The sequence below is a fragment of the Acetobacter tropicalis genome, from assembly GCF_030644465.1.
GTDB classification, from domain to species: domain Bacteria; phylum Pseudomonadota; class Alphaproteobacteria; order Acetobacterales; family Acetobacteraceae; genus Acetobacter; species Acetobacter tropicalis.
Genome location: NZ_JAUYUW010000001.1, coordinates 3,110,857 through 3,132,175, shown reverse-complemented (window position 1 = coordinate 3,132,175; position 21,319 = coordinate 3,110,857). Strand labels below are relative to the sequence as shown.

Here is a 21,319-nt window from a genome sequence, read left to right as displayed (position 1 = left end):
CGGTTTTGTTAAAGATGAGTGAGGGTCAGACCATACATGACCCCGGCAATCAGAATCATGAAGCCGACCATAGCCTTCAGACGCTCTTTCTGCCTGCGCTGCTTCTCAGCCAGTTCAGGCTGGCTCAATGTGATTTGTGTTGTTTCCATCAAATCCACCCTTGCAGCATATGGTCTGCCAGCAACCCGCAAAACAGCAGGAATAGGTAGGCCAGAGAAAACCGGAAAGAAATACGGGCCGCTTTATCTCCTGCCAGGCTTACGCCGTTTTCATCCTGCGGTTCGCGCAGAACACGGATAGCACACAGAACAAAGCCCAGCCCCAGAACCAATGCCGTAGCAGTATAAAGCCAACCACACAGATGCAGCATGGACGGAATAAGAGAGATAGCCAGCAGCACCAGTGTGTAGACAAAAATATTCCAGCGGGTGTGACGGGCACCTTTAACCACTGGCAGCATGGGAATTCCGGCCCGCCCATAATCCTTGCATGCATACAGGGAGAGAGACCAGAAATGCGGGGGTGTCCAGAAAAACACGATACCAAACATTACAATCGGCAGCACCGCCATATGGCCAGTGGCCGCTGCCCACCCGATCATCGGCGGAAAAGCACCCGCTGCCCCGCCAATCACAATATTCTGTGGCGTAGAGCGCTTAAGCCACATGGTATAAATGACAGCGTAAAAGAAAATGGAGAATGCCAGAATACCCGCTGCCAAAGCATTGGTTGCCATCCACATGAGGCAGACTGACAGGCAGGACAGGCCAACGCCATAGGCCAGCGCTTCCTGTTCAGGAATACGCCCACCGGGAATAGGCCGGGTGATGGTGCGTTGCATCACGGCATCAATATCGCGGTCATACCACATATTGATAGCCCCAGCGGCACCAGACGCCATGCAGATGCACAGAATGGCCACGGCAGCTTCAAATAGCGAAAGATGCCCAGGGGCCATGACCATGCCAGCAGCCCCTGTAAACACCACCAGTGATATCACCCGTGGTTTGAGGAGCTGCACCCAGTCTTTCGCAGTAGTGCCAACACGGTCAGCCTTGAAACGTATCCGCCCAGAAGCAGAAACCTGAGCTGTTGTCTCGCTCATGACCGCACCATTGTTTCTTCAGGCTCAAAGGCAACATCTTTTCCGGCTATTTTTTCGACCATCGGACGGTTCTGCACAAAGCTCAAACCCATGGTCAGCAGGAAACAGAGCACGGAAGCACCGAGCAATCCGCCGCTCCACATCTGACAGGCGACCGGAAGAGCGGGAACTGCCAACGCCGTACCTGCTGCCATCAACCCGAACTGCACGGCAGCCAAAGGCGTGGGATACCAGCGGCCACACCCTTCTCCACGCCAGAGATACAGACCGCAGAACACTGCATAAAGTGTGCCTACCTGTAGAGCGGAATGCAGACCATCCCCCTGCATGAATTGGCTGATCCAGCCAGTAGAGACCACAACCAGAAACCCAAGCCCCCACAGCATGGGGATTTTGACTGTCATGCTTGCGCGCCACGTACCCGCCATCCACAAGGCAGCCAGCAATACGGAAGCCAGAGTAGCAGCACTTAACACCAGTGTCTGGGCAGACAGCAGGGTGGCGACAGTCGCGGCCCCCGCCAGCCCGTGCGCAAAAACGCTTTTAACCCATAGAATGCTCCCTGCAGCCGCAGAAGCACTCATGACCCCGGCAACAGGAAAAGGAGAAAAACGGGCAACCTTTGCGCCTGTTTCAAAAACAATTCCAAACCCGGCCAGCAGCGTGACCAGCATAATGGGCTCAGCAAAACCATCCAGCACAGAAGGCGTAAAGGCGGCACTACTCCACACTTGATGGCTGAGAACGGCGGCCAACACCGGCACCGTAAGCAAAAGCACGGCAGACGCCAGCATTTCCCCCCACACAAAGGGAGAGAACGGAGCGCGGGGAGCGGAATCGGCGCGGCTGTCAAAAATGGTAGCCAGAACAACCATCACTGCCAGCAGGGTGCCTACGCACCACAACAAAGCGGCTTCAGTCTGCCACGGAGACGCCACCATCAGCACGCCTGCGGCTGAGACACTGGCCAGAGAAAGCTTATTCAGCCCGGGAAGAACCGTGCCTTCACGCTGAAGAGCACGTGGCAGCCACAAAGTGCCAAAGCCACACACCAGCGCTGGAACAACCACAAACAGCAGCATAAGGGCACCATGAGCCTGTTCAATTCCGGCCCACAAACCCGTATGCGGCACCATGCCAAGCTGCTGAAATGCAGAAACACCGCCTCCAAGCAGACCTGCCAGAGCAGCAACCAGCAGATAGCCTGCTCCTACACCATCAACCGATGCAGTCTGCCGTAGCATGCTATTTCCCTTATTCTGGCCTTGTTCCGCACAAGCAGATGCCATGTTCGCACCCCACGCCTTTAACAGATGTGTTCCGGGTGACGAGACGCCCCCCTGAGAGCCCCTTCTATAGCGGCTTTCCTGTAGCTTAACGACCCATTTAGCTCCGCATGCCTATCGCCCCTGCCCTGTGTAGAAAGGGCGACAGCACGGAAGTGTGATCAGATGTTTTCAAGCGTGACGAGGGTAAAAAGGCCGGCCGGTGGCACCGGCTGAATTCTCGCCCGCACCAGATCTTCCGGCGGCAGAAGGGATTCCATGGCAAAATCAGGATGCCAGCCCAAAGAACGGGACGCGCGCGCCATACCACGTTCCACAGCGCCACGAACACCGCCGGGAGCCAGAAAGTGGTTTACAAACAGGATGTGACCGCCGGGTTTGACCACCCGTTTGAGTTCACGCAGCAGCCTGCGGGGATGCGGCACAACGGACGCCACAAACATGGCGACAGCAATATCGAAGGAGTCGTCCTCGAACGTTGTCTCTTCGGCATCCATTTCCAGAAGGGCATCGACATTATTCAGATGCTCTTTCTGTACGCGTTCACGCGCACGGGCCAGCATGTCACCAGACAGATCAATGCCGGTAATATGCTTGTCCTTGCGATAGTGCGGGAGAGCGAGCCCAGTACCAACACCAACTTCAAGAACGCCAGTACCGGGCAGGGCATTGACAGCTTCAACCGCTCGACGGCGACCAAAGCCAGAAACGCCACCAAACACGGTGTCATACACACCTGCCCACCGGCGGTAAGCGACCTTTACGGCCTCGGCATCCAGCGCTGAGCGCGACGGAGCCGGATCTTCACCCTGACCGGGCGAGCATTTGTGGAGAACGTCACTCATGGTTTCTCTCTGCCCGCTGGCGGCAATTTCTTCAAGAGCCACAACGCATCTTCCTTTGTTTTAAATAAAATGCGCCATAAAAGCGCCCTTGTCTCCATGCCCATTGTCCCCTTACCTTCCGTCTGCCTGGAACTGTTTTAGAAGAAAAGAGACATGCTGGAATTCCTGCTTGCCGTCCTCAGCCTTATTATCTGGTCATCGATTTTCGTTTTCTATTTCCGAGACTCTATTTTTAGCTGGCTCGACAACCGCTTCGGCAAAGATACCGTCCTCCCCCCTCTGGATGACAAGGCTGCCGACCGAGCGGAGCCGACTTTTTCAGCGCCCAACACTCAACAGCCGGAAGCATCCGAACCGGTCAAAGAAGCCTAACCGTTTTTCAGGCCCCCTTTTTCAGCTTTGCTTCAATGCAGTCCCATATGGCACCCGCTCCGTTGACGCCATCAAAACGCTCCAGTTCCTGAAGGCCGGTAGGAGAAGTCACATTGATTTCCGTCAGGTAATCACCAATCACATCTATGCCCACAAAAATCAGACCGTGTTCCTTCAGGAACGGCCCGATGGCAGCACAGATCTCCTTGTCTCGCTCTGTCAGGGCCACTTTGCGCGCCACACCCCCAACATGCATGTTGGAGCGGTGATCATCTCCTGATGGCACACGGTTAATCGCGCCTACAGGCAGGCCATCAACCAGAATAATGCGCTTGTCCCCCTGCTTTACGGCGGGTTCGTAACGCTGGATCATCAGCGGTTCACGAGAGCGCGCAAAGTGCATTTCCAGCAGAGCGTTCAGATTTTGATCATCTTCCTTGATACGAAAGATGCCGCTGCCACCATTGCCGAAAAGCGGTTTGACAATGATATCCCGCCAATGCGCACGAAAAGCCCGGATTTGCCCGACATCCCATGTGACCAGCGTAGGGGGCATGAGGTGCGGGAAATGCGTTACCAACAGTTTTTCGGGAGAATCCCGCACCCAGCGAGGATCATTGACCACGAGCGCCTTGCCCGGACCAATCCCATGCACGTGGTCCAGCAGGTGTGTCGCGGTGATATAGGCCATATCAAATGGCGGGTCCTGCCGCATCAGCACCACATCCATCTCCCCCAGGGACCGACGAACAGGCTCGCCAAACGTGGCGTGATTACCCTGCTCCCGCCGCACCGTGACAGAACGTAGGGAGGCGCTGACATGGGTAGAGGTTGCACCACCCGGCGAGGTTGTTCCCTCCCCAAGCGCCAGGGACGGAACTTCATACACAAACAGCTTGTGGCCGCGCCCCTGCGCCTCCAGCATCAACGCGAACGTAGAATCTCCGTTGATATCAACATGCTCCAGGGGGTCCATCTGGACAGCAACATTCAATGGAGATGACATACGCGCCCGCTTTCCTTAGAATTTCAGGGTCAAATGAGATGACTATCCATTACCGTATCGCTGTTCTGTCCGGCTGTCCAAGGCACGAAAGCACGTCTCTTTCTCTTTAGTGTCGAGACGGCAGCAAAACGGCATTCTGGCCATGGCCTGCGGCATCACACTGCGTCCGCACGTGGTAGAGCGCATATCGCTCACCCACCGCGCCATCACGTTCCCGCGCAAGATCCTGTTCCTGTGAAAGCACTGTGAACAGTGCGGTATCCGGCATGTCATGCCGCCGCCGACTACGGATGAGGTATCCTTCCCCACACGCAGCCTTCGGAAAGGTAAACAGACTCCACCGGGGTTCAACCGCCACAACCGGGCGGCCTACAGGGGCATAAAACGCCAGTTCAGCAGCCAGACCATATTCATCCGCAATCAGAACAGAGTCGGCAGGCACGTGCGCCACAACAATCCGGCCAAAATCCGGCCATCCCCCCATCTGGCGTAATGTCATGTCCAAATGCGGAGAAAGTTTAAGCGGGGACGCCACCGCCTGAATGACAATCAGAGCCACAAGGGCAATACCCACCCCGCTGGCGACCTTCCACCCGCGCCAACGGGGCAGCGCCGCCGCCATGGCCAGTGCCGGATAAAGAACCACAGGCCAGTTTGCCTGCACCCGCGCTCCTACGGCATGCTGCACAAATACAGCCAGTGGCACCAAAATCATGCACAGCAGCAGGCGCGAGAACGAGTCCCGCTGTTTCCACAGCACCACGCAGCCGCCGATAAAAAACAGGAATACACCGGGGGACATCAACCCGACCTGTCCGCCCACCAACTCGCTGAAATAGGTCAGCATTCTGGCAGGATGCCAGTCTCCGGTGCGGCCTCCCTGCTTCATGAAGCTGGCCCAGTGATGCGTGGCATTCCACCAGACAACCGGACTGACACACACAGCGGCCACAGCACCGCCCAGCCATGGCCACCACGTTTTCAACCACCCCCTGCCCGCCTGAGTAGCGAGAAGCCATACCCCCATGCCACCTGCGGGAAGAAGCGCTGTGTATTTACTGTCAAACCCAAGCCCCACGGCAGCCCCAACCAGCAACCACCATGCACCGTTGCCGGTTACGCAAAGACGCCCAAGACTCCACACCATCAGCGTCATGAAAAGCAGGAGGGGGGTATCCGGCGTCATCAACAGTGTGCCAACACCAAGCGCTACAGTTCCGTTCAGCAAAACTGCGGTACGCACCCCTGCTCTTTGAGCATCTTTCGCACTGTAACCCGCCAGATGCTGTAACCAGTCCCGCGTTGCCATTGCCAGCAGAATCGTGCCGACTGCAGCGGACAAAGGCCCCAAGAACCTTACGCCACAGGCATTATCTCCTGCTACCAACAAACCAAGCTTGATAAACACCGCCACCATTGGAGGATGATCGAGATATCCGGCAGCAGGCGCCAAGGCCCACAGGCGGTAATAGGCTTCGTCCGGCGTGAGAGGCACCACAGCCCCCATGACAATTCGGATGGCGGTAAGCACCAACAGTGCCAGCCCCCACCCATAATAGGGAGACTTCAGATGCATGGGGAAGAAGCTCACACGCGCCAGACGACGGTAGAGGAGACGGCATAGTTCCATACAACCGCCAGAATGGCACCCGCCACACTGGCTTGGGTCAGCCCCTCATGCGCCTGGAACAGCATTTGCGCGACGCCCACGTTGGCCACCGCACCTATGGAACACACCAGCATGAAAGCCAGTAGGCCACCCACAAACCGAAGACCACGCAGGCGCTTATCCCGATAGGTGATGTTATTATCGAGCACAAAATTGAGGATCATGGCGACAACTGTGCCAACCCCTTGCGCCACGGGAAAATCGCCCCCCATGGTACGAATGCTCTGCATGACCGCCAGATTGACGCCCACCCCTACAGAACCCACCAGACAGAATGCCACAAAACGCAATGGCAACCAGCCGCGACAAAGCTTGTCCAACACCAGCGCCAGAAATTGGAGCATGACCAGCGCATCCAGTTTGCTCTCACCGGCAAGTCTGGCCCGGAACCCACAGGGCACTTCCTGCACGCGCAACGGCTTGGAAGAAGACAGCAGAAGATCCAGTAAAATCTTGAACCCGGTTCCGGAAAGGCGTGGGGCAACAGCCGCAAACACATCCTGCCGTAACGCGAAAAAGCCACTCATCGGGTCACTTAACCGGACGGGCAGAACCATCTGCGCCAGCTTTATTCCACCGTCAGAAAGCGCGTGGCGCCATGCGTTTGCCAGTCCGGCATTGTTGCCACCTTCAACATGGCGGCTTCCGACAGCAATATCACACTCGCCGCTTTGCACGGCGTCAATCAGCGCGCCAAGACGGGAGTCGTCGTGCTGAAGGTCTCCGTCCATCACCGCCACAATCTGGGCGGAGGACGACAAAGCTCCTTCAATAACTGCGGAGGAAAGGCCGCGCCGCCCAACCCGGCAAAGGCCGCGCACCCGCGCATCCTTTTGGGCAAGCGCCCTTACGGCCTGCGTGGTGCCATCAGGTGAATTGTCATCCACAAACACCACTTCCCAATGGCGGCCAGCCAGCGCACGATCCAGAGCCGCCACCAACGGCGCAATATTCCTGACTTCATTATAGCAAGGAATAATGACACTGATGTCAGGACCGCCACGCGCAGCGCCCGGCAATGCCGGAACGTCTGAAATCACGGACGACTACCTTCCGATCCGACAACGAGCGGCACCCCGGTTCTCTCCAGACTTGTGCGAATGGTTTGCAAAGTCTGCACCCGGATAACGTGTGGTCCTTCGGTCAGCCGTCGGGTCAACTGGTTTTCATGGGCGGCATCCCGCGCAATCAGGCGCACCAGAAAATCACCTCCACCGCGAATCATGTGGCATTCGCGCACTTCCGGCCACTGGGCCAGCTCCTGCTCAAACGCGGAAAGAATGGCCTCTTTCTGGCTATCCAGACCAATCAGCGCGAAAAACGTAATCGGCCAGCCCAGCATTCCGGCATCTGGCTCGGCGTGGTAGCCGCGAATAACCCCCAGTTCCTCCAGCCGCCGCACGCGCCGCAGGCACGGCGGGGCCGATATCCCCACACGCCGCGCCAGCTCCACATTGGTCATCCGGCCATCGTCTTGCAGTTCCGCCACAATACGCAGGTCAACAGCGTCAAGTTCTGTCACCTTATCTGTTCCATTTTACGCCGCAGCCTTTTCCTGAACATCTTGCCCCGTATATGCCATGCGTCTGCATGGCTCGCAAACCACTTACGCCTCTTGCCCAAACGGAAGGCTCCCGCCATATCGCAAGCAGGAATATTAAGGTGCGTGCCACGCGCTGCTTCACACTGACATTCACCAGGAAGGCCTGCCTGAACAATGACTGAGACCATTACAACTGAACTGCTGGTTATTGGCGCTGGCCCTGCTGGCTACACGGCGGCCATTTACGCAGCCCGTGCAAATCTCAAGCCAGTTCTTGTGGCGGGTCTTCAGCCCGGTGGCCAGCTCATGATCACGACCGATGTTGAAAACTATCCCGGCTTTGCCGAGGCCGTGCAAGGCCCGTGGCTGATGGAACAGATGGCGGCGCAAGCCGAACATGTGGGAGCCCGTATTCAGCACGACATCATTACTTCGGTGGATTTCCAAGCTGGCTCCCCTTTCCAGATGGTGGGAGATTCCGGTACGCAGTATGTTGCAAAATCCGTGATTATCGCCACCGGCGCACAGGCAAAATGGCTGGGCCTGCCCAGTGAGAAGCGTCTGCAAGGGGCTGGTGTTTCCGCCTGCGCAACATGCGATGGGTTTTTCTACCGTGGCAAAAACGTGGTGGTAGTGGGCGGCGGCAACACTGCCGTTGAAGAAGCCCTGTATCTGACGCACCACGCAGCACACGTTACCCTTGTGCACCGGCGCGATACGCTGCGGGCTGAAAAAATCCTGCAGGACCGTTTCTTCGCCAACCCGAAAACTTCCATTATCTGGAACAGTGTAGTGGAGGACATTCTGGCCGATGGTACGCCAGCCGTTGTCTCGGGCATCAAGCTCCGCAACACACAGGACAACACAACAACCGTTTATCCTACGGATGGTGTTTTCATCGCTATTGGGCATTCTCCCAACACGGGCGTTTTCGCAAACCAGCTTTCACTGGATGACGAAGGCTATATTCTGACCACCCCCGGCTCGACCCGCACATCCGTGCCCGGCGTATTTGCCGCAGGCGACGTACAGGACAAGATCTACCGTCAGGCCGTAACGGCAGCGGGAAGCGGCTGCATGGCGGCGCTGGATGCCGAGCGCTATCTGGCTGAAATACAGGACTAATCACAGCAGGTCTCTTGACCACGCCTTACAATTACTGCACGTAATGAACGAATGGTATGAATTCATACCGTTAATCACTTTATTCAATATTGCAGGAGGCATGCGTGGACTGGGACAAACTCCGGGTTTTCCATGCTGTAGCCGAAGCGGGTTCCTTTACCCACGCTGGAGATGTCCTGAACCTGAGCCAATCTGCTGTTTCTCGGCAGATTTCGGCTCTGGAGGACGTTCTTCAGGTTCCTCTTTTTCACCGCCACGCCCGGGGACTGATCCTCACTGAACAGGGCGAGACGCTGCATAAGACGGTGCGCGAAGTCTTTTCAAAACTTGAAATGACCCAAACGCTTTTAACCGAAAGCAAGGAAAAGGCAGCCGGTCGGCTACGGGTTACAACCACTACAGGCTTTGGCAATTGCTGGCTTATGCCACGGCTGCACAAGTTTATGTCCGCCAATCCCGATATCGATATCTGCCTGATTCTGGAAGATAACGATCTTGATCTTGGCATGAGAGAAGCCGATGTGGCCGTGCGTATGCATGCCCCACGCCAGCCTGACCTCATTCAGCGGCATCTGGCGGATTTCCATCTGCCTATTTTTGCGGCCCCACTTTATATAGAAAAGTATGGTACGCCCAAATCCATTGAAGATATCAGCACACACCAGCTTGTTCTTTTCGGAGAACATCATCCGCCGGTAGCGCATATCAACTGGCTGTCTGAAGCAGTCCGTCACAATGGCACCAAGCAACAGGCCCGGCTGGAAGTCAACAGCATGGCCGCCATGGCATCCGCCATCGCATCCGGCTTGGGTATAGGCTCCATTCCCGCTTACGCGGCAAAAGAATTTCCGGATCTGGTTCAGATTCTTCCTGAAGTTGCCACGCCAACAGTGGACGCCTATTTTGTCTATCCGGAAGAGCTTCGGAGCTCCAAGCGTGTAGCCGTGTTCCGTGACTTCCTGATGAGCGAATTGGGAATCCGCTAAAAGCAGCGTTTCTGCTTTCATTTCCTTCCAAAAAAGCTCCCCTTCGGGGGAGCTTTTTTGTTATTTGTGCTTTTATTTATCAGTTTCTATTATAACTGTCTTCAATACGGATAATATCGTCTTCTCCCAAATATGCACCTGATTGCACCTCAATCAGCGTCAATGGGATCTTTCCCGGATTTTCCAGCCGGTGCGTGCATCCCTGCGGCAAATACACACTCTCATTTTCGCGCAGCAAAAGCTGCTCTTCATCCCGCGTTACCAGAGCCACACCCGCCACTACCACCCAGTGCTCGGAGCGATGGAAATGTTTCTGCAAGGAAAGCTTGCCGCCGGGGTTCACCACAATCCGCTTTACCTGAAAACGGTCGTTACAGATCAACCCTTCATAAAACCCCCAGGGCCGGTAACATCTCTGGTGCGTAAAGGCTTCTGAGCGCCCGTCCCGCTTCAACTGATCCACCAGTTTCTTAACGTTCTGCGCCTGGCTTTTATGCGTCACCAGCACTGCGTCAGACGTCACCACCACAACCACATCATCCAGACCGGATACAGCAGTGAGCATCCCTTCCGAGCGAACGTAACACCCGTGCGCTCCTTCCGTCAGAACATCCCCAATCAGAACGTTATTGTCCGCATCCTTGGAACTGATATCCCACAGGGCATCCCAACTTCCTACGTCAGACCAGCCCAGATCTGCCGGGATAACGGCTGAAACATCGGTTTTTTCAGCAATGGCGTAATCGATGGAAATATCCGGTGCCTGAGCAAACGCGTCTTTATCAAGCCGGATAAAGTCCAGATCCGTTGTTCGCTTTTCAAAAGCAGCCTGCACATGCTCCAGCACCTGCGGGGCATATTTGCGCATCTCTTCCAGCAATACATCCGCGCGGAAGACGAACATGCCTGAATTCCAGAAATAGTTTCCATCCTCCACAAAACCTTTGGCTACATCTGCCGACGGTTTTTCACGAAACGAACGAATAACAAACGCTCCGTCCACTCCGGGCAGCGGCTCGCCTTTTTCAATATAGCCATAACCCGTTTCCGGGCGTGTGGGAGTCATGCCGAATGTGACAATCCGCCCGAGCCGGGCAGCTTCAACCGCTTTTTCCATAACGGTTTGCAGCGCAGGATGATTTTTGATTTCCGCATCCGCTGGCATCATCCACAGAATGGCCTGCGGGTTTGTCTGGGCCACCAGCAGAGCTGCCGCCGCAATGGCAGGGGCTGAATTACGCCCTACCGGCTCAAGCAGAATACTTGGTCTTTCAACCATCACTTCACGCAACTGCTCTGCAATAAGAAAACGGTGTTCTTCATTGCAAACAATAACAGGGGGCGCAAAACCAGCAGAATGTCCCCGCAGGACTGTTTCCTGCAGCATGCTGCGCTCACTCAGTAATGCCCAGAGCTGCTTGGGAAAACTGGCTCGAGACATGGGCCAGAGACGGCTCCCGGTCCCACCAGACAACACGACAGGCACAATGCCTGATTCCGTCTTACCGCCCTGCCCCATTTTTACAGTCCTTGTTTTTATGTTCTGACAAATCGCCACTGTTGTTCAGCATTGTCTCGGGCAAACTTCAAGATAAACAGCGTACAGCCTGAGACCGGCCTTAATAGCCCCCTGATGAAAGCTGATCATCCTGCCTTAAAATACCAGCACAACGCCGATCAGATGGTTATGGTTGCAAAAAATGACTACTCATTCTTCAGACGTTTCCACAGCACGCAGAAACAGAGATTACAAAACGTTTATTTTACTTGACGTTTATCTTTGCCCTTCCCACAAAATGGCTACTCGATAAAGAAAAGACGCTTTATTCAGCGCCATTTCAATATTTTCTATTCACAAACAAGAATACTGATAGTATGTGTTACTGCATATCAGCCGATAAAATAAAAATGGATCCATCATGACTGAGAACCAGAGCTACCCCATCATTCTCGACCTGGTTGCGGAAATTGTTTCTGCCCACGTCTCCAATAACGCAACGGACCCGGCAACGATCCCAGCCCTGATAAAAGATGTTTATCAGGCTCTGAAATCAGCGGATCAGCCGGTCAGCGAACCTGAAAAACTGCAGCCTGCCGTTCCGGTCAAGCGCTCCGTTTTCCCTGACTACATCATCTGTCTGGAAGATGGTAAAAAACTGAAAATGCTTAAGCGCCACCTGCAAAGCGCTTACGGCATGACCCCTGAACAGTACCGTGAACGCTGGGGCCTGCCTGCCGATTACCCCATGGTTGCTCCAAACTATGCGGAACGTCGTTCCACTCTGGCCCGTGAAATTGGCCTCGGCCGCAAGATCCACGCCACTCCGGAAGGGGAAGATGCAAATGGTCGCGGTCGTCGCACCAAGAAAGCATCTGCCTGAGGATAGGACAGAACCCCGTGAGCATTCCTCTGGTTCGTGCTGACGGGGTTTTTAGGTATTGACGAACAATACCACCATAGTGAAAGCTTAAATGCGTAATCTGGTTTGATGTCACAGGATACGCATTTTGGTTTTAGTGGTGGTATTCTCTGAAAAAAAGAGAGCGCCTAGATTACCCACTCCATAATGTGGTCAGATCATAAGTGAGTCCGGAAGGTAAGTATGACGAAATCTGAGCTCATTGCTGCTCTCATGAGAAAGCATCCACACCTTCAGCTCAAAGACATCAATCTTATCGTCAACACTGTATTTGGGGCCATTTCCAAAAGTCTTGCCGATAACAACCGTGTAGAGCTTCGCGGATTCGGGGCGTTTTCCATCAAGGAGCGCGATCCCCGTGTTGGCCGCAACCCCAAGACCGGGGAGCAGGTTCAGGTTTCCAAAAAGTTCATTCCGTTTTTCAAAACAGGAAAAGAGCTGCACGCCCGCATTAACAAGGCGCGCGAAAGCTAAAGAACACTCGGCTGAGTGCTCTGGCTCTCTTCCATAAACCGTTTCACCTGCCGCAAATCTTCCAGAAAACGCTGATACTCGCGCTGTTTGTCTGCCTCATTCGGTAAACGAAGCAGATAGGATGGGTGCACGGTTACCAATCCATGGCTGCCATCTTCCAGCGGAAAAATACGTGATCGCTCACGAGAAATCGTGACAGGACGTTTGAGCAGGCTTTGGGCCGCCGTAACGCCCATCATCACAACCAATATAGGCTGAATGAGACGTCGTTCTGCGTTCAACCAGATGCGACAGGCGTCAACAGCCTCTTGGTCAGGCTTTTGATGCAGGCGCCGGGTATTTCTCCATACAAACCGGAAATGCTTGACGGCATTTGTTACATACACGTCTGGCCGTTCAATCTCTGCTTCTCGTAAAGCCCGATCAAGCACCTGCCCTGCTGGCCCTACAAAAGGATGCCCAGCCAGATCTTCCTGATCTCCCGGTTGCTCGCCTACCAGCATGACACGCGCGGTTACCGGCCCCTCTCCAAACACTGTTCGCGTTGCAGGCTCCCACAAAGCACAGGCACGGCAGTCCATAGCTTCGCTGCCCAGTTGGTCCAGCGTACGCGTTTTGGCGACCTCATCTGCCGTGGGAGGCAATACAGTTTTGGGATATCCTTGCCACACACCCGCCCCATCTCTTTGCCAGGAAAGAGGAGCATTCTGCCCTTCTTCGCTACCGGGGCCGAACTGGATAATATGCCCATCCCACTGCATTCGCCTATATCCCGCCTGCACAGCCCAAGGCTCTGCAACACGCTCCAGACAATAGGCGGCATTGGCCTCAATAATATAATGGGCGGGCTCGTACTCCCACGCACCCCGCCTATCATGGCGAAAGGTGGCCGCAAAATCAGCACGGAACCTATGAGTTTCCTCAGTAACGACCTCAGCCAGCGCGTCCAGTTGTTTCACATCAGGATCACCCACCGCAGCGCGAATATCCAACTGTTCATGCACAACACGGAAAACAAGCCGATAAAGCAACGAAAACCGCTCGGGCTCATGTGCCTGAATTGCCAGCACCAACCGCTCGACCAAACGACGCGGAAGACGAAGAAGCTCTCCCTTACCCTCATCAGGTGTGGAGAAGAGTGTCTGTGGGTCCGTAGAGGAGGGATGAAACAGCGCCTCCGAAGGCTGCACCAGCCATGTGATATCTTCTGGGCGTGTTCCTGCAAACACGTGATACCGCGTAGCCCGCCGCCATGTTGCCAGATCAACCTGATGCGCCAGAAGAATTTGGGTCACGCTCTTCCTTTCCTATACTGACACCCTTTTAAACGCCCTTCTTCCCAAAACGACGCCGAAGACGTGCCAGAACACTTGCCCCATCAATAATACCAAAGGCATGCATCAGCACCCCGTAAAGGACTGCACCCAGAACAATCATGCTGCCCAGCCAGATCATGCGCAGCAGTAAGCCAGATGGAAAACCCACAACGGCCTCCAGGCACAGCAGACCACCCGCCATTAATACAGAAGCACCGATTGTCAGAACCATATTGCGGCCTGTTTTCGGCTCCAGTTGCAAAGCATCGCGTCGCAGCAGAAGAATCGAGAGAAAAGCTACGTTCAGAAAAGCTGCAACACTGCTGGCAAGCGGCGGTCCGACATGCAGAAGAGGTTTCATGAACAGCAGGTTCAGAATAAAATTGAAGACCAGAATGCTGATGCCCACATAAACTGGCGTCCGCGTGTCTCCCCGCGCGAAAAAGGCAGGCGATAGTACTTTCACCATCACAAACGCAGGCAGACCAATGGCATAAGCCCGCAACGCCTGCGCTGAAAGTAGGGCATCATGTTCCGTGAAAGAACCATGACCAAACAGCACAACCATAATTGGCCCTGCCAGAACCAGTAATCCTGCCACCGCAGGAAGAGTCAGCAGCAAGACATATTCAATGGAACGGTTTTGTGCGGCACGGGCGGCTTCATGATCCCCCGCTGCAAGATGACGGGTGAGAACTGGCAGAAGTGTGGTGCCCGCCGCAGCCCCGAGTACCCCCAAGGGCAACTGATTGATACGATCTGCAAAATACATCAAAGAAACGCTGCCAGCGGGCAACAAGGTGGCAATGATCGTATCGATTGTCAGATTGATCTGCCCTACCCCGCTCCCTACCAATCCCGGCACCATGCGGCGTACCAGCAACCGAATACGCGGTGTAAGTTGCGGCCACAGTGGCATAAGCCCAAAGCCGGCCCGATGGCACGACCAAAGCAGCAACCCTAACTGCACCACCCCGGAAGCGGTAACGCCCCACGCGGCGGCATACGCCACATTCGGCATAAATGGAGAAACAAACAGAATGGCGGCAATGCCGACCACATTGAAGGCCAGATAAGCCGCCGCAGCCATGCTGAACTTATGCAGGCCATTCAGCACCCCGGCCACAAGTGCCGCAGCACAGATCAATACCAGATAGGGAAAGGTAATACGGCTCAGGCTAACACCAAGAGCGTAACGATCACCCGTCTGCAAAAAACCTGGAGCAATAAGCCGCAAAACCTGCGGCATGAAGACTTCCCCCACCACACACAGAAAAATCAGCCATGCCAGCATCACCCCCAGCGCACGCCGTGCAAAATTACGTGCTGGTTCTTCCCCTTCCTGCGCCAGAACTGAGGAAAACAGGGGAACAAAGGCCGCGTTAAAAGCGCCTTCCCCAAATAGCCGCCGAAACATGTTGGGCAGGCGGAATGCCACCTGATACGCATCCTGCAAGGCACCGGCCCCCATGAAGGCAGCCAGAAGCTGGTCGCGCACCAGACCTAGGATACGGCTGAGCATGGTCCAGCCGCCGACTGTAAGAAAATTTCTGAGCATGATTGCCGCTTATAAGAGGAGCCTGTTGCAGAGAGATAGAGGAGTTAAAGCGGCAAAGCCAAAATATTCAGCGCAATACGGCACCAAAAAGCAGCAATTATGTTACTCAGATCACTGAGCATACCTATATTCTTACTCGACCGCGCCATCTGCCCGGCGCAACATGATTTTTTTGCTACCCGAGGAGACGCGCCCTTCATGCCAGATCATCACAACCTGCCCTCTCTTTCCGGGCCGCCGCGTTGTGTTCTCGTCAAGCCCAGTCAGCGGTCTCGGCGAGGACAGGAAGTGGCGCGGGCTGTTCTGGCGTTTTTCATTCTAGCCATTGCTCTTTACACCATTCACGGTTTTCTGCCTGCGCTGGTTTGGGGCTGTGTGTTTGCCATCGCCACCTGGCCACTTTACACCCGGGCGCGCAGGGCATGGCCGCAGGCAGCAAAAGGGCTTTTGCTACCGTTTATTTTCACAGCAGCCATGGCACTGATTTTTGTCATTCCCATGATGCTCATCACGCTGGAAGCCGTGGGAGAAGCACAGAGCGCACTGGCATGGCTGGAAAAGGCCCGTCAATCTGGCGTTCCGGTGCCACAGGCTGTTTCTCACCTACCATTTGGAAGCCAGACACTTACCTCCTGGTGGCAGGCTCATCTTGCCAATCCGCAAGATGTTTCCGGCCTGACGGGTGCTTTGGACAGCAAAGGCGTTGCCCTGACCAAAGCCGTAGGGTCGCAGATTGCTCACCGCGGCACCCTGTTCTGTTTTTCCATCGTCACGCTTTTCTTTCTTTATAAAGATGGCGTCTCCGTTATCCGGCAATGTCGCGTTGCCTCTCGCCGTGCCTTTGGCAAGCGTGGAGAAACCATAGCCCGCCAGATTGTAGCCTCCATCCATGGCACCGTGCAGGGATTGGTGCTGGTCGGCATGGCCGAAGGGCTGTTGATGGGCGTTGTCTATTTTCTTTGTGGCGCCCCCCACCCGGCGTTGTTCGGCGTTATAACCGCCGTGGCTGCCATGATCCCCTTCTGTGCCATGATTGCCGTTGGGTTGGTGTCTCTTCTTATTCTGGCACAAGGCGCTTCCGTGGCCGGTATTGCCACGTTCTGCATAGGTGCCGTGGTTATTTTTGTTGCTGACCACTTTGTGCGCCCCGTTCTGATTGGCGGGAGCACAAAACTTCCGTTTCTGTGGGTTCTGTTGGGTATTTTGGGAGGAGCCGAAACGTGGGGGCTTCTTGGGTTGTTCGTCGGCCCCGCTGCCATGGCTGCTCTGGACCTGTTGTGGCGGCGCTGGACCACTGGGAGCGAACGGCCTGAGCCTCCCCTACCGCCAGCATAAAGGCTCAGTGAACAAGCGGCATATCGCAAAAGAAGGTTACATACTATGCGTGCGGTACAGCGGATCGAAAGAGAGGCCCGCACAGGCAGAACAGAGCATTAAAGCGACCGCTGCCTATAGTACCCATGTTTTCAACAGGATTATGTAGACAACAAATAAAGGGTGTCCAAAAACTGAACACCCGGCATTGCTTTTTGATTTTTAAGAAAACCTTTAGCAAACAAGATATCGGGCAGGCGGGATTCGAACCCACGACCCCCAGTCCCCCAGACTGATGCGCTACCAGACTGCGCTACTGCCCGTTTGCTTGGTGTGAGGTCTTTAGCAGCCTCATGCTATCCGCACAAGCCACCTGATCTGTTTTTTATGCAGAAAGGCGACTGCGCAATGCTTGCAGTTCAAGCAGGATATCGGCCAGATCATTACGCAGCCGTGTATTCTGCCTTTTCAACTGCACAACATTCTGGCCTGCATCCTGAACTCCCGCCTCACCTTCATCAGGCAAAGGATCAGCAGTGGGCTCTGCTTCGGCTGTATCATCTGTCGCTGTAGGTTCTTCTTCACCAAACGCGGCCCGCACATCGCCTTCGGTAACTGTGCCTACTGGTTCAGAAGAAACGTCTTCTCGCGGCTCAACCACTTCCGTTTCTGCAATACTCTCCAACTGAGCGTGCGCTTCTGGCTCACCTTCCTGCAGCGGCAGGTCTGCCGGAGTGGTGTCAGCCGGAGAAGAAACATTTTCTACGCTCTCAATGACCTCAACGCGTTGTACCACAACACCTTCTTCAGGTTCAGGAACAACTGGGCCAGCGTCTGCTTCTTCGGTCTTCGCGCTCTCTGGTCTAGCAGCCGTTTCAGAAAATTCGGCTACCGCAACCGCAGCAACAGGCTCGACTGTTTCAAGCACGAGAGGCTCTGACAGTTCAGGCTCGACCGTTGCTTCACCTGCGACCGGCTCCTCCACTCCCTGTGGCGGTGTCGTTTCTACCTGAGGCATTTCTACGGAATGATTGCCTTCCCGCAGCAGGCGCTGCACGCCTTTTACGGTGTAGCCTTTGCTATAAAGCAGGTCTGCAATATAGCGCAGCAGTTCAATATCTGTAGGGCGATAATAGCGGCGGCCACCGCCACGCTTAAGCGGACGAACCTGCTCGAACCGTGTTTCCCAGAAGCGAAGCACATGCTGTGGAACATGCAGTTCGTCTGCTACTTCACTGATTGTCCGGAACGCCAGAGGCCCTTTTTCTGACCGGGAGAAAGTGTCTTCTTCAGACTGTGTGGGAATCGAGTCTTCCGGTGAAGAAAACGTGCCTTCAGTCATTATCGTCATCCACACCTGCATCAAGAGATTCGTGATTCACTTCTGCCCGCAAAAGCTGGCTGGGGCGGAAGACCAGAACCGAACGTGGAAGAATTGGGACTTCCTCACCCGTTTTGGGATTACGCCCACTGCGCTGGCCTTTCTGTCTGACAGAAAAAGTGCCAAAGCCGCTAATTTTCACGCTTTCACCTTGTTCAAGCGCTACCATTACCGTTTCCAGAATATCTTCCAGAAGAACAGCGGATTCTTTTCGGGACAGCCCAACCTGCTGATAGATCTGCTCTACCAGAGATGCACGCGTGACAGTTTCCATAAAAGAGAAGGTAACATGTTGGCGGACCTCGTCAATTCAAACTGAACGACGACTCCTCCTTCCCTGATCAAAAACTAGAAACGAGCCAGAGCAGACCCCCATGTGAGGCCGCCACCCAAGGCTTCCATCAACACCAGATCGCCTTTCTGGATACGCCCGTCCCTTACGGCTTCGTCCAGCGCCAGCGGAATCGAGGCTGCGGACGTATTGGCGTGACGGTCAACCGTGATCACCACCCGTTCTGGCGGAAGGTTCAGCTTTTTGGCCACCCCTTCGATGATACGGATATTGGCCTGATGCGGCACCAACCAGGAGACATCGCCATATTCCAGCCCTTCGGCTTTCAATGCTTCGTCCACGGAAGAAGAAAGCTTGGCCACGGCGTGACGAAACACATCCCGCCCGCTCATTTTCAGATGCCCGCTCATTTCCCGGCGGCCTACGGCGCCGTCCACATACAACAGATCACCTGCCGTCCCATCAGAATGCAGATGGGTAGAAAGGAGACCAGCCTCACCAGGCTCATCAGTGCCAGACAAAACGACTGCCCCAGCACCATCGCCAAACAGCACACACGTTCCGCGGTCTGACCAATCGACAATACGGGAATAAACCTCGCTGCCAATCACCAGTACATTGCGGGCCTGGCCGCTGCGTATAAACGCATCTGCTGTTGAAAGAGCAAAAATAAATCCAGAGCAGGCCGCTGCGAGGTCAAACCCGAATCCCTGCTGCATGCCCAGTTCGGCCTGAATTCTGACCGCCGTAGCCGGGAAAGCCTGATCAGGCGTGGACGTTCCAACAATGACCGCATCAATATCTGCCGGAGTCAGGCCTGCATAATCCAGAGCACGACGGGCCGCCTGAGCCCCCATACTGGTTGCCGTATCATTCGGCCCCGCAATATGACGCCGGGTTATGCCAGTGCGGGTTTTGATCCAGTCATCGGATGTATCAAGCTGGGCTGCCAGTTCATCGTTAGTCACGACACGGTCTGGCAGGAACCCACCAAACCCTACCAGAAGCGAACGTCTCGCCATCTCTGCTCTTTCATTATCCAGCACCGGCTACCACACGGGCATCAATGCTGTGCTATTCTATCCTGTCAGGACGCCGTCACGGCGGGTTCACGTTCCATGGAAGCCTGCTGGTGGGATAGAAGCGCCCCCATATGGGTCAGACGCTCGCGAATACCATCATTGAAGCCGTGGGTGACCATATCCATGGCAACATCAACTGCGGCAGCAAAGCCTTCCGCATCCGTGCCGCCGTGGGATTTTACAACCACGCCGTTCAGACCAACAAACACGGCTCCGTTATAGCGGCGGGGATCAAGCCACTCTTTCATCCGCTCAAGGCCGGGCCGAACCAGAAGATAACCAATCTTGGCGACAATACCGCGGCTGAAAACCTGGCGCAGAAGGGAGGTTGCCATTTTCAGCACCCCTTCCCCCGTTTTCAGCGCGACATTTCCTGTAAAGCCGTCCGTCACCACAACATCTGTAGTGCCGGCTGTAATATCGTGGCCTTCAATAAAGCCATGGAACTGGGACGCCAGCGGGCTTTCCCGCAGGACTTCAGAAGCGATACGCAGCTTCTCGTCGCCTTTAAGTTCCTCTGAACCGATATTGAGGAGACCGATCCGTGGAGCGGGAAGACCAAGAACAGCCTTTGCAAAGGCTTCCCCCATCACCGCAAATTCCACCAGATTACGCCAGTCGCACGCCACATTGGCACCGAGGTCAAGCATGACCACGTCGCCTTTGATTGTGGGGCTGATGGCCGCCATGGCAGGACGGGAAATGCCGGGCATGGTTTTGACCACAATCTTGGCCAATGCCAGCATGGCCCCGCTGTTACCAGCGGAAACAACGCCTCTGGCCCGACCGCTTGCCACAGCATCCATGCCAAGACGCATGGAAGATTTCCGCACGCGCAGGGCGGCGGTTGGCTTCATGTCCATCGGCACGGCCTCATCCGTATGCCAGATGGTGCAGATGGACTCAGCCTTGGGGTGCTTGGCCAAAAGTGGACGAAGCTTTGCTTCATCTCCTGTCAGCAGCACCCGCATGCCGGGATGACGATCAGCAGCTATAGCAAGCCCAGCGACAACCACATCAGGAGCTCCATCGCCTCCCATTCCATCAACAGCAAGGCTGAACACCTCACTCTGTTCTGAAATGGAAATATCTGGACTCTCTTTCTTGCTCATGCCTGCTTCTCTGCCATGCTGCAGATGCCTTACCCCCGCATTGTGCTCTCTCTCCTCAGGGAGAGACGAGCACTTTCATTTTCAGGCGCGCACAGCGACTTTCAGCGCTTTGCCCGCAGCAATCACTTCACGGCCATCATAATGACCACAGTGGCTGCAAATGTTGTGCGGACGCTTCAGCTCACCACAGTTGGAGCATTCAGCATAGGCCTCCACACGCAGGGCTTCATGGCTGCGACGCATGCCACGACGTGAAGGCGAGGTTTTTCTTTTGGGTACAGCCATGGGCCCGAGCCCCTCCAAACAGATCTAAAGACCACCGGCGCCACAACACTCAGGCCATGCCGCCAGCAAGACAAAACAGGTTAATCACCAGATTGAGGGCGGGCTCTAGCAGAGAGCTGCCCCTTTCGCAAGCAACACTGCAAGAAAT

Annotated in this window: 22 protein-coding genes and 1 tRNA gene; 6 read left to right on the top strand and 17 right to left on the bottom strand. The window is 55.1% G+C overall.

Annotated elements, in window-relative coordinates; translation table 11 throughout:
* Positions 1 to 8: 8 nt before the first annotated feature.
* The 4 genes from QWU00_RS14210 to QWU00_RS14195 all read right to left on the bottom strand — a co-directional run bounded on the left by QWU00_RS14210 (position 9) and on the right by QWU00_RS14195 (position 3,236).
* On the bottom strand, positions 9 to 149 hold the full coding sequence (locus tag QWU00_RS14210; RefSeq protein WP_166443763.1) for a hypothetical protein: 141 nt from the start codon (positions 147 to 149) through the stop codon (positions 9 to 11).
* Entirely contained in the window at positions 149 to 1,105 is a 957-nt protein-coding gene (locus QWU00_RS14205; protein WP_035380887.1) for a heme o synthase, read from the bottom strand. The genes QWU00_RS14210 and QWU00_RS14205 overlap by 1 nt, the downstream gene beginning before the upstream one ends.
* Complete coding sequence (locus tag QWU00_RS14200) at positions 1,102 to 2,349, bottom strand: heme-copper oxidase family protein (RefSeq protein WP_052051405.1); 1,248 nt, start codon at positions 2,347 to 2,349, stop codon at positions 1,102 to 1,104. Before QWU00_RS14200 ends, QWU00_RS14205 begins: the two co-directional genes overlap by 4 nt.
* A 203-nt stretch (positions 2,350 to 2,552) precedes the next feature.
* Positions 2,553 to 3,236 (bottom strand): class I SAM-dependent methyltransferase, encoded by a 684-nt coding sequence (locus tag QWU00_RS14195; protein ID WP_035381063.1) that lies wholly within the window; start codon positions 3,234 to 3,236, stop codon positions 2,553 to 2,555.
* 153 nt (positions 3,237 to 3,389) lie between these two features.
* On the opposite strand from QWU00_RS14195, the gene QWU00_RS14190 reads away from it, so the two are divergent.
* Positions 3,390 to 3,608, top strand: a complete 219-nt coding sequence (locus tag QWU00_RS14190) for a hypothetical protein (protein WP_035380889.1) — start codon at positions 3,390 to 3,392, stop codon at positions 3,606 to 3,608.
* Positions 3,609 to 3,615: 7 nt separating this feature from the next.
* Here QWU00_RS14190 and gshB read toward each other — a convergent pair whose 3' ends face one another.
* The 4 genes from gshB to QWU00_RS14170 form a co-directional block, all read right to left on the bottom strand.
* The gene (gene gshB / locus QWU00_RS14185; protein WP_035380891.1) at positions 3,616 to 4,614 is read right to left on the bottom strand and encodes a glutathione synthase; all 999 of its coding nucleotides are present in this window, start codon (positions 4,612 to 4,614) and stop codon (positions 3,616 to 3,618) included.
* Positions 4,615 to 4,720: 106 nt separating this feature from the next.
* A complete protein-coding gene (locus QWU00_RS14180) occupies positions 4,721 to 6,244 on the bottom strand; it encodes a glycosyltransferase family 39 protein (protein WP_231551762.1) in 1,524 nt (507 codons plus the stop codon).
* Positions 6,202 to 7,323, bottom strand: coding sequence for a glycosyltransferase (locus QWU00_RS14175; RefSeq protein WP_035380893.1), 1,122 nt, complete (start codon positions 7,321 to 7,323; stop codon positions 6,202 to 6,204). The genes QWU00_RS14180 and QWU00_RS14175 overlap by 43 nt, the downstream gene beginning before the upstream one ends.
* Positions 7,320 to 7,745 (bottom strand): Lrp/AsnC family transcriptional regulator, encoded by a 426-nt coding sequence (locus QWU00_RS14170; RefSeq protein ID WP_262411384.1) that lies wholly within the window; start codon positions 7,743 to 7,745, stop codon positions 7,320 to 7,322. The genes QWU00_RS14175 and QWU00_RS14170 overlap by 4 nt, the downstream gene beginning before the upstream one ends.
* Positions 7,746 to 8,000: 255 nt before the next feature.
* On the opposite strand from QWU00_RS14170, the gene trxB reads away from it, so the two are divergent.
* Together trxB and QWU00_RS14160 are read left to right on the top strand one after the other, a co-directional pair.
* Positions 8,001 to 8,951, top strand: coding sequence for a thioredoxin-disulfide reductase (gene trxB / locus QWU00_RS14165; protein WP_035380897.1), 951 nt, complete (start codon positions 8,001 to 8,003; stop codon positions 8,949 to 8,951).
* Positions 8,952 to 9,055: 104 nt separating this feature from the next.
* Positions 9,056 to 9,937 carry a LysR family transcriptional regulator gene (locus QWU00_RS14160; protein WP_035380899.1) on the top strand — a complete coding sequence of 294 codons (882 nt, stop codon included), beginning with the start codon at positions 9,056 to 9,058 and terminating at the stop codon, positions 9,935 to 9,937.
* Positions 9,938 to 10,016: 79 nt separating this feature from the next.
* Here QWU00_RS14160 and QWU00_RS14155 read toward each other — a convergent pair whose 3' ends face one another.
* Positions 10,017 to 11,456 carry a mannose-1-phosphate guanylyltransferase/mannose-6-phosphate isomerase gene (locus tag QWU00_RS14155; protein WP_035380901.1) on the bottom strand — a complete coding sequence of 480 codons (1,440 nt, stop codon included), beginning with the start codon at positions 11,454 to 11,456 and terminating at the stop codon, positions 10,017 to 10,019.
* 400 nt (positions 11,457 to 11,856) lie between these two features.
* Between QWU00_RS14155 and QWU00_RS14150 the strand changes: the two genes are divergently transcribed.
* Both QWU00_RS14150 and QWU00_RS14145 read left to right on the top strand, forming a co-directional pair.
* Positions 11,857 to 12,318 (top strand): MucR family transcriptional regulator, encoded by a 462-nt coding sequence (locus tag QWU00_RS14150; protein ID WP_035380902.1) that lies wholly within the window; start codon positions 11,857 to 11,859, stop codon positions 12,316 to 12,318.
* Between the two features lie 222 nt (positions 12,319 to 12,540).
* Positions 12,541 to 12,831, top strand: a complete 291-nt coding sequence (locus QWU00_RS14145; protein ID WP_035380904.1) for an integration host factor subunit beta — start codon at positions 12,541 to 12,543, stop codon at positions 12,829 to 12,831.
* On the opposite strand, the gene QWU00_RS14140 is transcribed toward QWU00_RS14145, so the two are convergent.
* Positions 12,828 to 14,126, bottom strand: a complete 1,299-nt coding sequence (locus QWU00_RS14140) for a UdgX family uracil-DNA binding protein (RefSeq protein WP_035380906.1) — start codon at positions 14,124 to 14,126, stop codon at positions 12,828 to 12,830. The two genes, QWU00_RS14145 and QWU00_RS14140, sit on opposite strands and share 4 nt — an antisense overlap.
* A 28-nt stretch (positions 14,127 to 14,154) precedes the next feature.
* The gene (murJ, locus tag QWU00_RS14135; protein WP_035380908.1) at positions 14,155 to 15,705 is read right to left on the bottom strand and encodes a murein biosynthesis integral membrane protein MurJ; all 1,551 of its coding nucleotides are present in this window, start codon (positions 15,703 to 15,705) and stop codon (positions 14,155 to 14,157) included.
* A 198-nt stretch (positions 15,706 to 15,903) separates the two neighbouring features.
* Here murJ and QWU00_RS14130 point away from each other — a divergent pair, with 198 nt between their 5' ends.
* A complete protein-coding gene (locus tag QWU00_RS14130) occupies positions 15,904 to 17,040 on the top strand; it encodes an AI-2E family transporter (RefSeq protein ID WP_035380910.1) in 1,137 nt (378 codons plus the stop codon).
* A 228-nt stretch (positions 17,041 to 17,268) separates the two neighbouring features.
* Here the strand turns inward: QWU00_RS14130 and QWU00_RS14125 are convergent.
* From QWU00_RS14125 to rpmF, 6 genes are all read right to left on the bottom strand, one after another.
* Positions 17,269 to 17,342: transfer RNA gene (locus tag QWU00_RS14125), tRNA-Pro, on the bottom strand.
* 62 nt (positions 17,343 to 17,404) lie between these two features.
* Complete coding sequence (locus QWU00_RS14120) at positions 17,405 to 18,361, bottom strand: MerR family transcriptional regulator (RefSeq protein ID WP_035380912.1); 957 nt, start codon at positions 18,359 to 18,361, stop codon at positions 17,405 to 17,407.
* Entirely contained in the window at positions 18,354 to 18,710 is a 357-nt protein-coding gene (locus QWU00_RS14115) for an integration host factor subunit alpha (RefSeq protein WP_254906989.1), read from the bottom strand. The genes QWU00_RS14120 and QWU00_RS14115 overlap by 8 nt, the downstream gene beginning before the upstream one ends.
* Positions 18,711 to 18,748: 38 nt before the next feature.
* Entirely contained in the window at positions 18,749 to 19,714 is a 966-nt protein-coding gene (locus tag QWU00_RS14110) for a beta-ketoacyl-ACP synthase III (protein WP_035380914.1), read from the bottom strand.
* Positions 19,715 to 19,779: 65 nt separating this feature from the next.
* Complete coding sequence (gene plsX / locus QWU00_RS14105; RefSeq protein WP_035380916.1) at positions 19,780 to 20,886, bottom strand: phosphate acyltransferase PlsX; 1,107 nt, start codon at positions 20,884 to 20,886, stop codon at positions 19,780 to 19,782.
* A gap of 81 nt (positions 20,887 to 20,967) precedes the next feature.
* A complete protein-coding gene (gene rpmF, locus QWU00_RS14100; protein WP_035380917.1) occupies positions 20,968 to 21,171 on the bottom strand; it encodes a 50S ribosomal protein L32 in 204 nt (67 codons plus the stop codon).
* Between the last annotated feature and the right edge of the window lie 148 nt (positions 21,172 to 21,319).

What these genes read in the sequence shown, in the direction of transcription:
- QWU00_RS14210 (WP_166443763.1), bottom strand. Translation starts at nt 149, where the DNA reads ATGGAAACAACACAAATCACATTGAGCCAGCCTGAACTGGCTGAGAAG.
- QWU00_RS14205 (WP_035380887.1), bottom strand. Translation starts at nt 1,105, where the DNA reads ATGAGCGAGACAACAGCTCAGGTTTCTGCTTCTGGGCGGATACGTTTC.
- QWU00_RS14200 (WP_052051405.1), bottom strand. Translation starts at nt 2,349, where the DNA reads ATGCTACGGCAGACTGCATCGGTTGATGGTGTAGGAGCAGGCTATCTG.
- QWU00_RS14195 (WP_035381063.1), bottom strand. Translation starts at nt 3,236, where the DNA reads ATGAGTGACGTTCTCCACAAATGCTCGCCCGGTCAGGGTGAAGATCCG.
- QWU00_RS14190 (WP_035380889.1), top strand. Translation starts at nt 3,390, where the DNA reads ATGCTGGAATTCCTGCTTGCCGTCCTCAGCCTTATTATCTGGTCATCG.
- gshB (WP_035380891.1), bottom strand. Translation starts at nt 4,614, where the DNA reads ATGTCATCTCCATTGAATGTTGCTGTCCAGATGGACCCCCTGGAGCAT.
- QWU00_RS14180 (WP_231551762.1), bottom strand. Translation starts at nt 6,244, where the DNA reads ATGGAACTATGCCGTCTCCTCTACCGTCGTCTGGCGCGTGTGAGCTTC.
- QWU00_RS14170 (WP_262411384.1), bottom strand. Translation starts at nt 7,745, where the DNA reads ATGACCAATGTGGAGCTGGCGCGGCGTGTGGGGATATCGGCCCCGCCG.
- trxB (WP_035380897.1), top strand. Translation starts at nt 8,001, where the DNA reads ATGACTGAGACCATTACAACTGAACTGCTGGTTATTGGCGCTGGCCCT.
- QWU00_RS14155 (WP_035380901.1), bottom strand. Translation starts at nt 11,456, where the DNA reads ATGGGGCAGGGCGGTAAGACGGAATCAGGCATTGTGCCTGTCGTGTTG.
- QWU00_RS14150 (WP_035380902.1), top strand. Translation starts at nt 11,857, where the DNA reads ATGACTGAGAACCAGAGCTACCCCATCATTCTCGACCTGGTTGCGGAA.
- QWU00_RS14145 (WP_035380904.1), top strand. Translation starts at nt 12,541, where the DNA reads ATGACGAAATCTGAGCTCATTGCTGCTCTCATGAGAAAGCATCCACAC.
- murJ (WP_035380908.1), bottom strand. Translation starts at nt 15,705, where the DNA reads ATGCTCAGAAATTTTCTTACAGTCGGCGGCTGGACCATGCTCAGCCGT.
- QWU00_RS14130 (WP_035380910.1), top strand. Translation starts at nt 15,904, where the DNA reads ATGCCAGATCATCACAACCTGCCCTCTCTTTCCGGGCCGCCGCGTTGT.
- QWU00_RS14120 (WP_035380912.1), bottom strand. Translation starts at nt 18,361, where the DNA reads ATGACTGAAGGCACGTTTTCTTCACCGGAAGACTCGATTCCCACACAG.
- QWU00_RS14110 (WP_035380914.1), bottom strand. Translation starts at nt 19,714, where the DNA reads ATGGCGAGACGTTCGCTTCTGGTAGGGTTTGGTGGGTTCCTGCCAGAC.
- plsX (WP_035380916.1), bottom strand. Translation starts at nt 20,886, where the DNA reads ATGAGCAAGAAAGAGAGTCCAGATATTTCCATTTCAGAACAGAGTGAG.
- rpmF (WP_035380917.1), bottom strand. Translation starts at nt 21,171, where the DNA reads ATGGCTGTACCCAAAAGAAAAACCTCGCCTTCACGTCGTGGCATGCGT.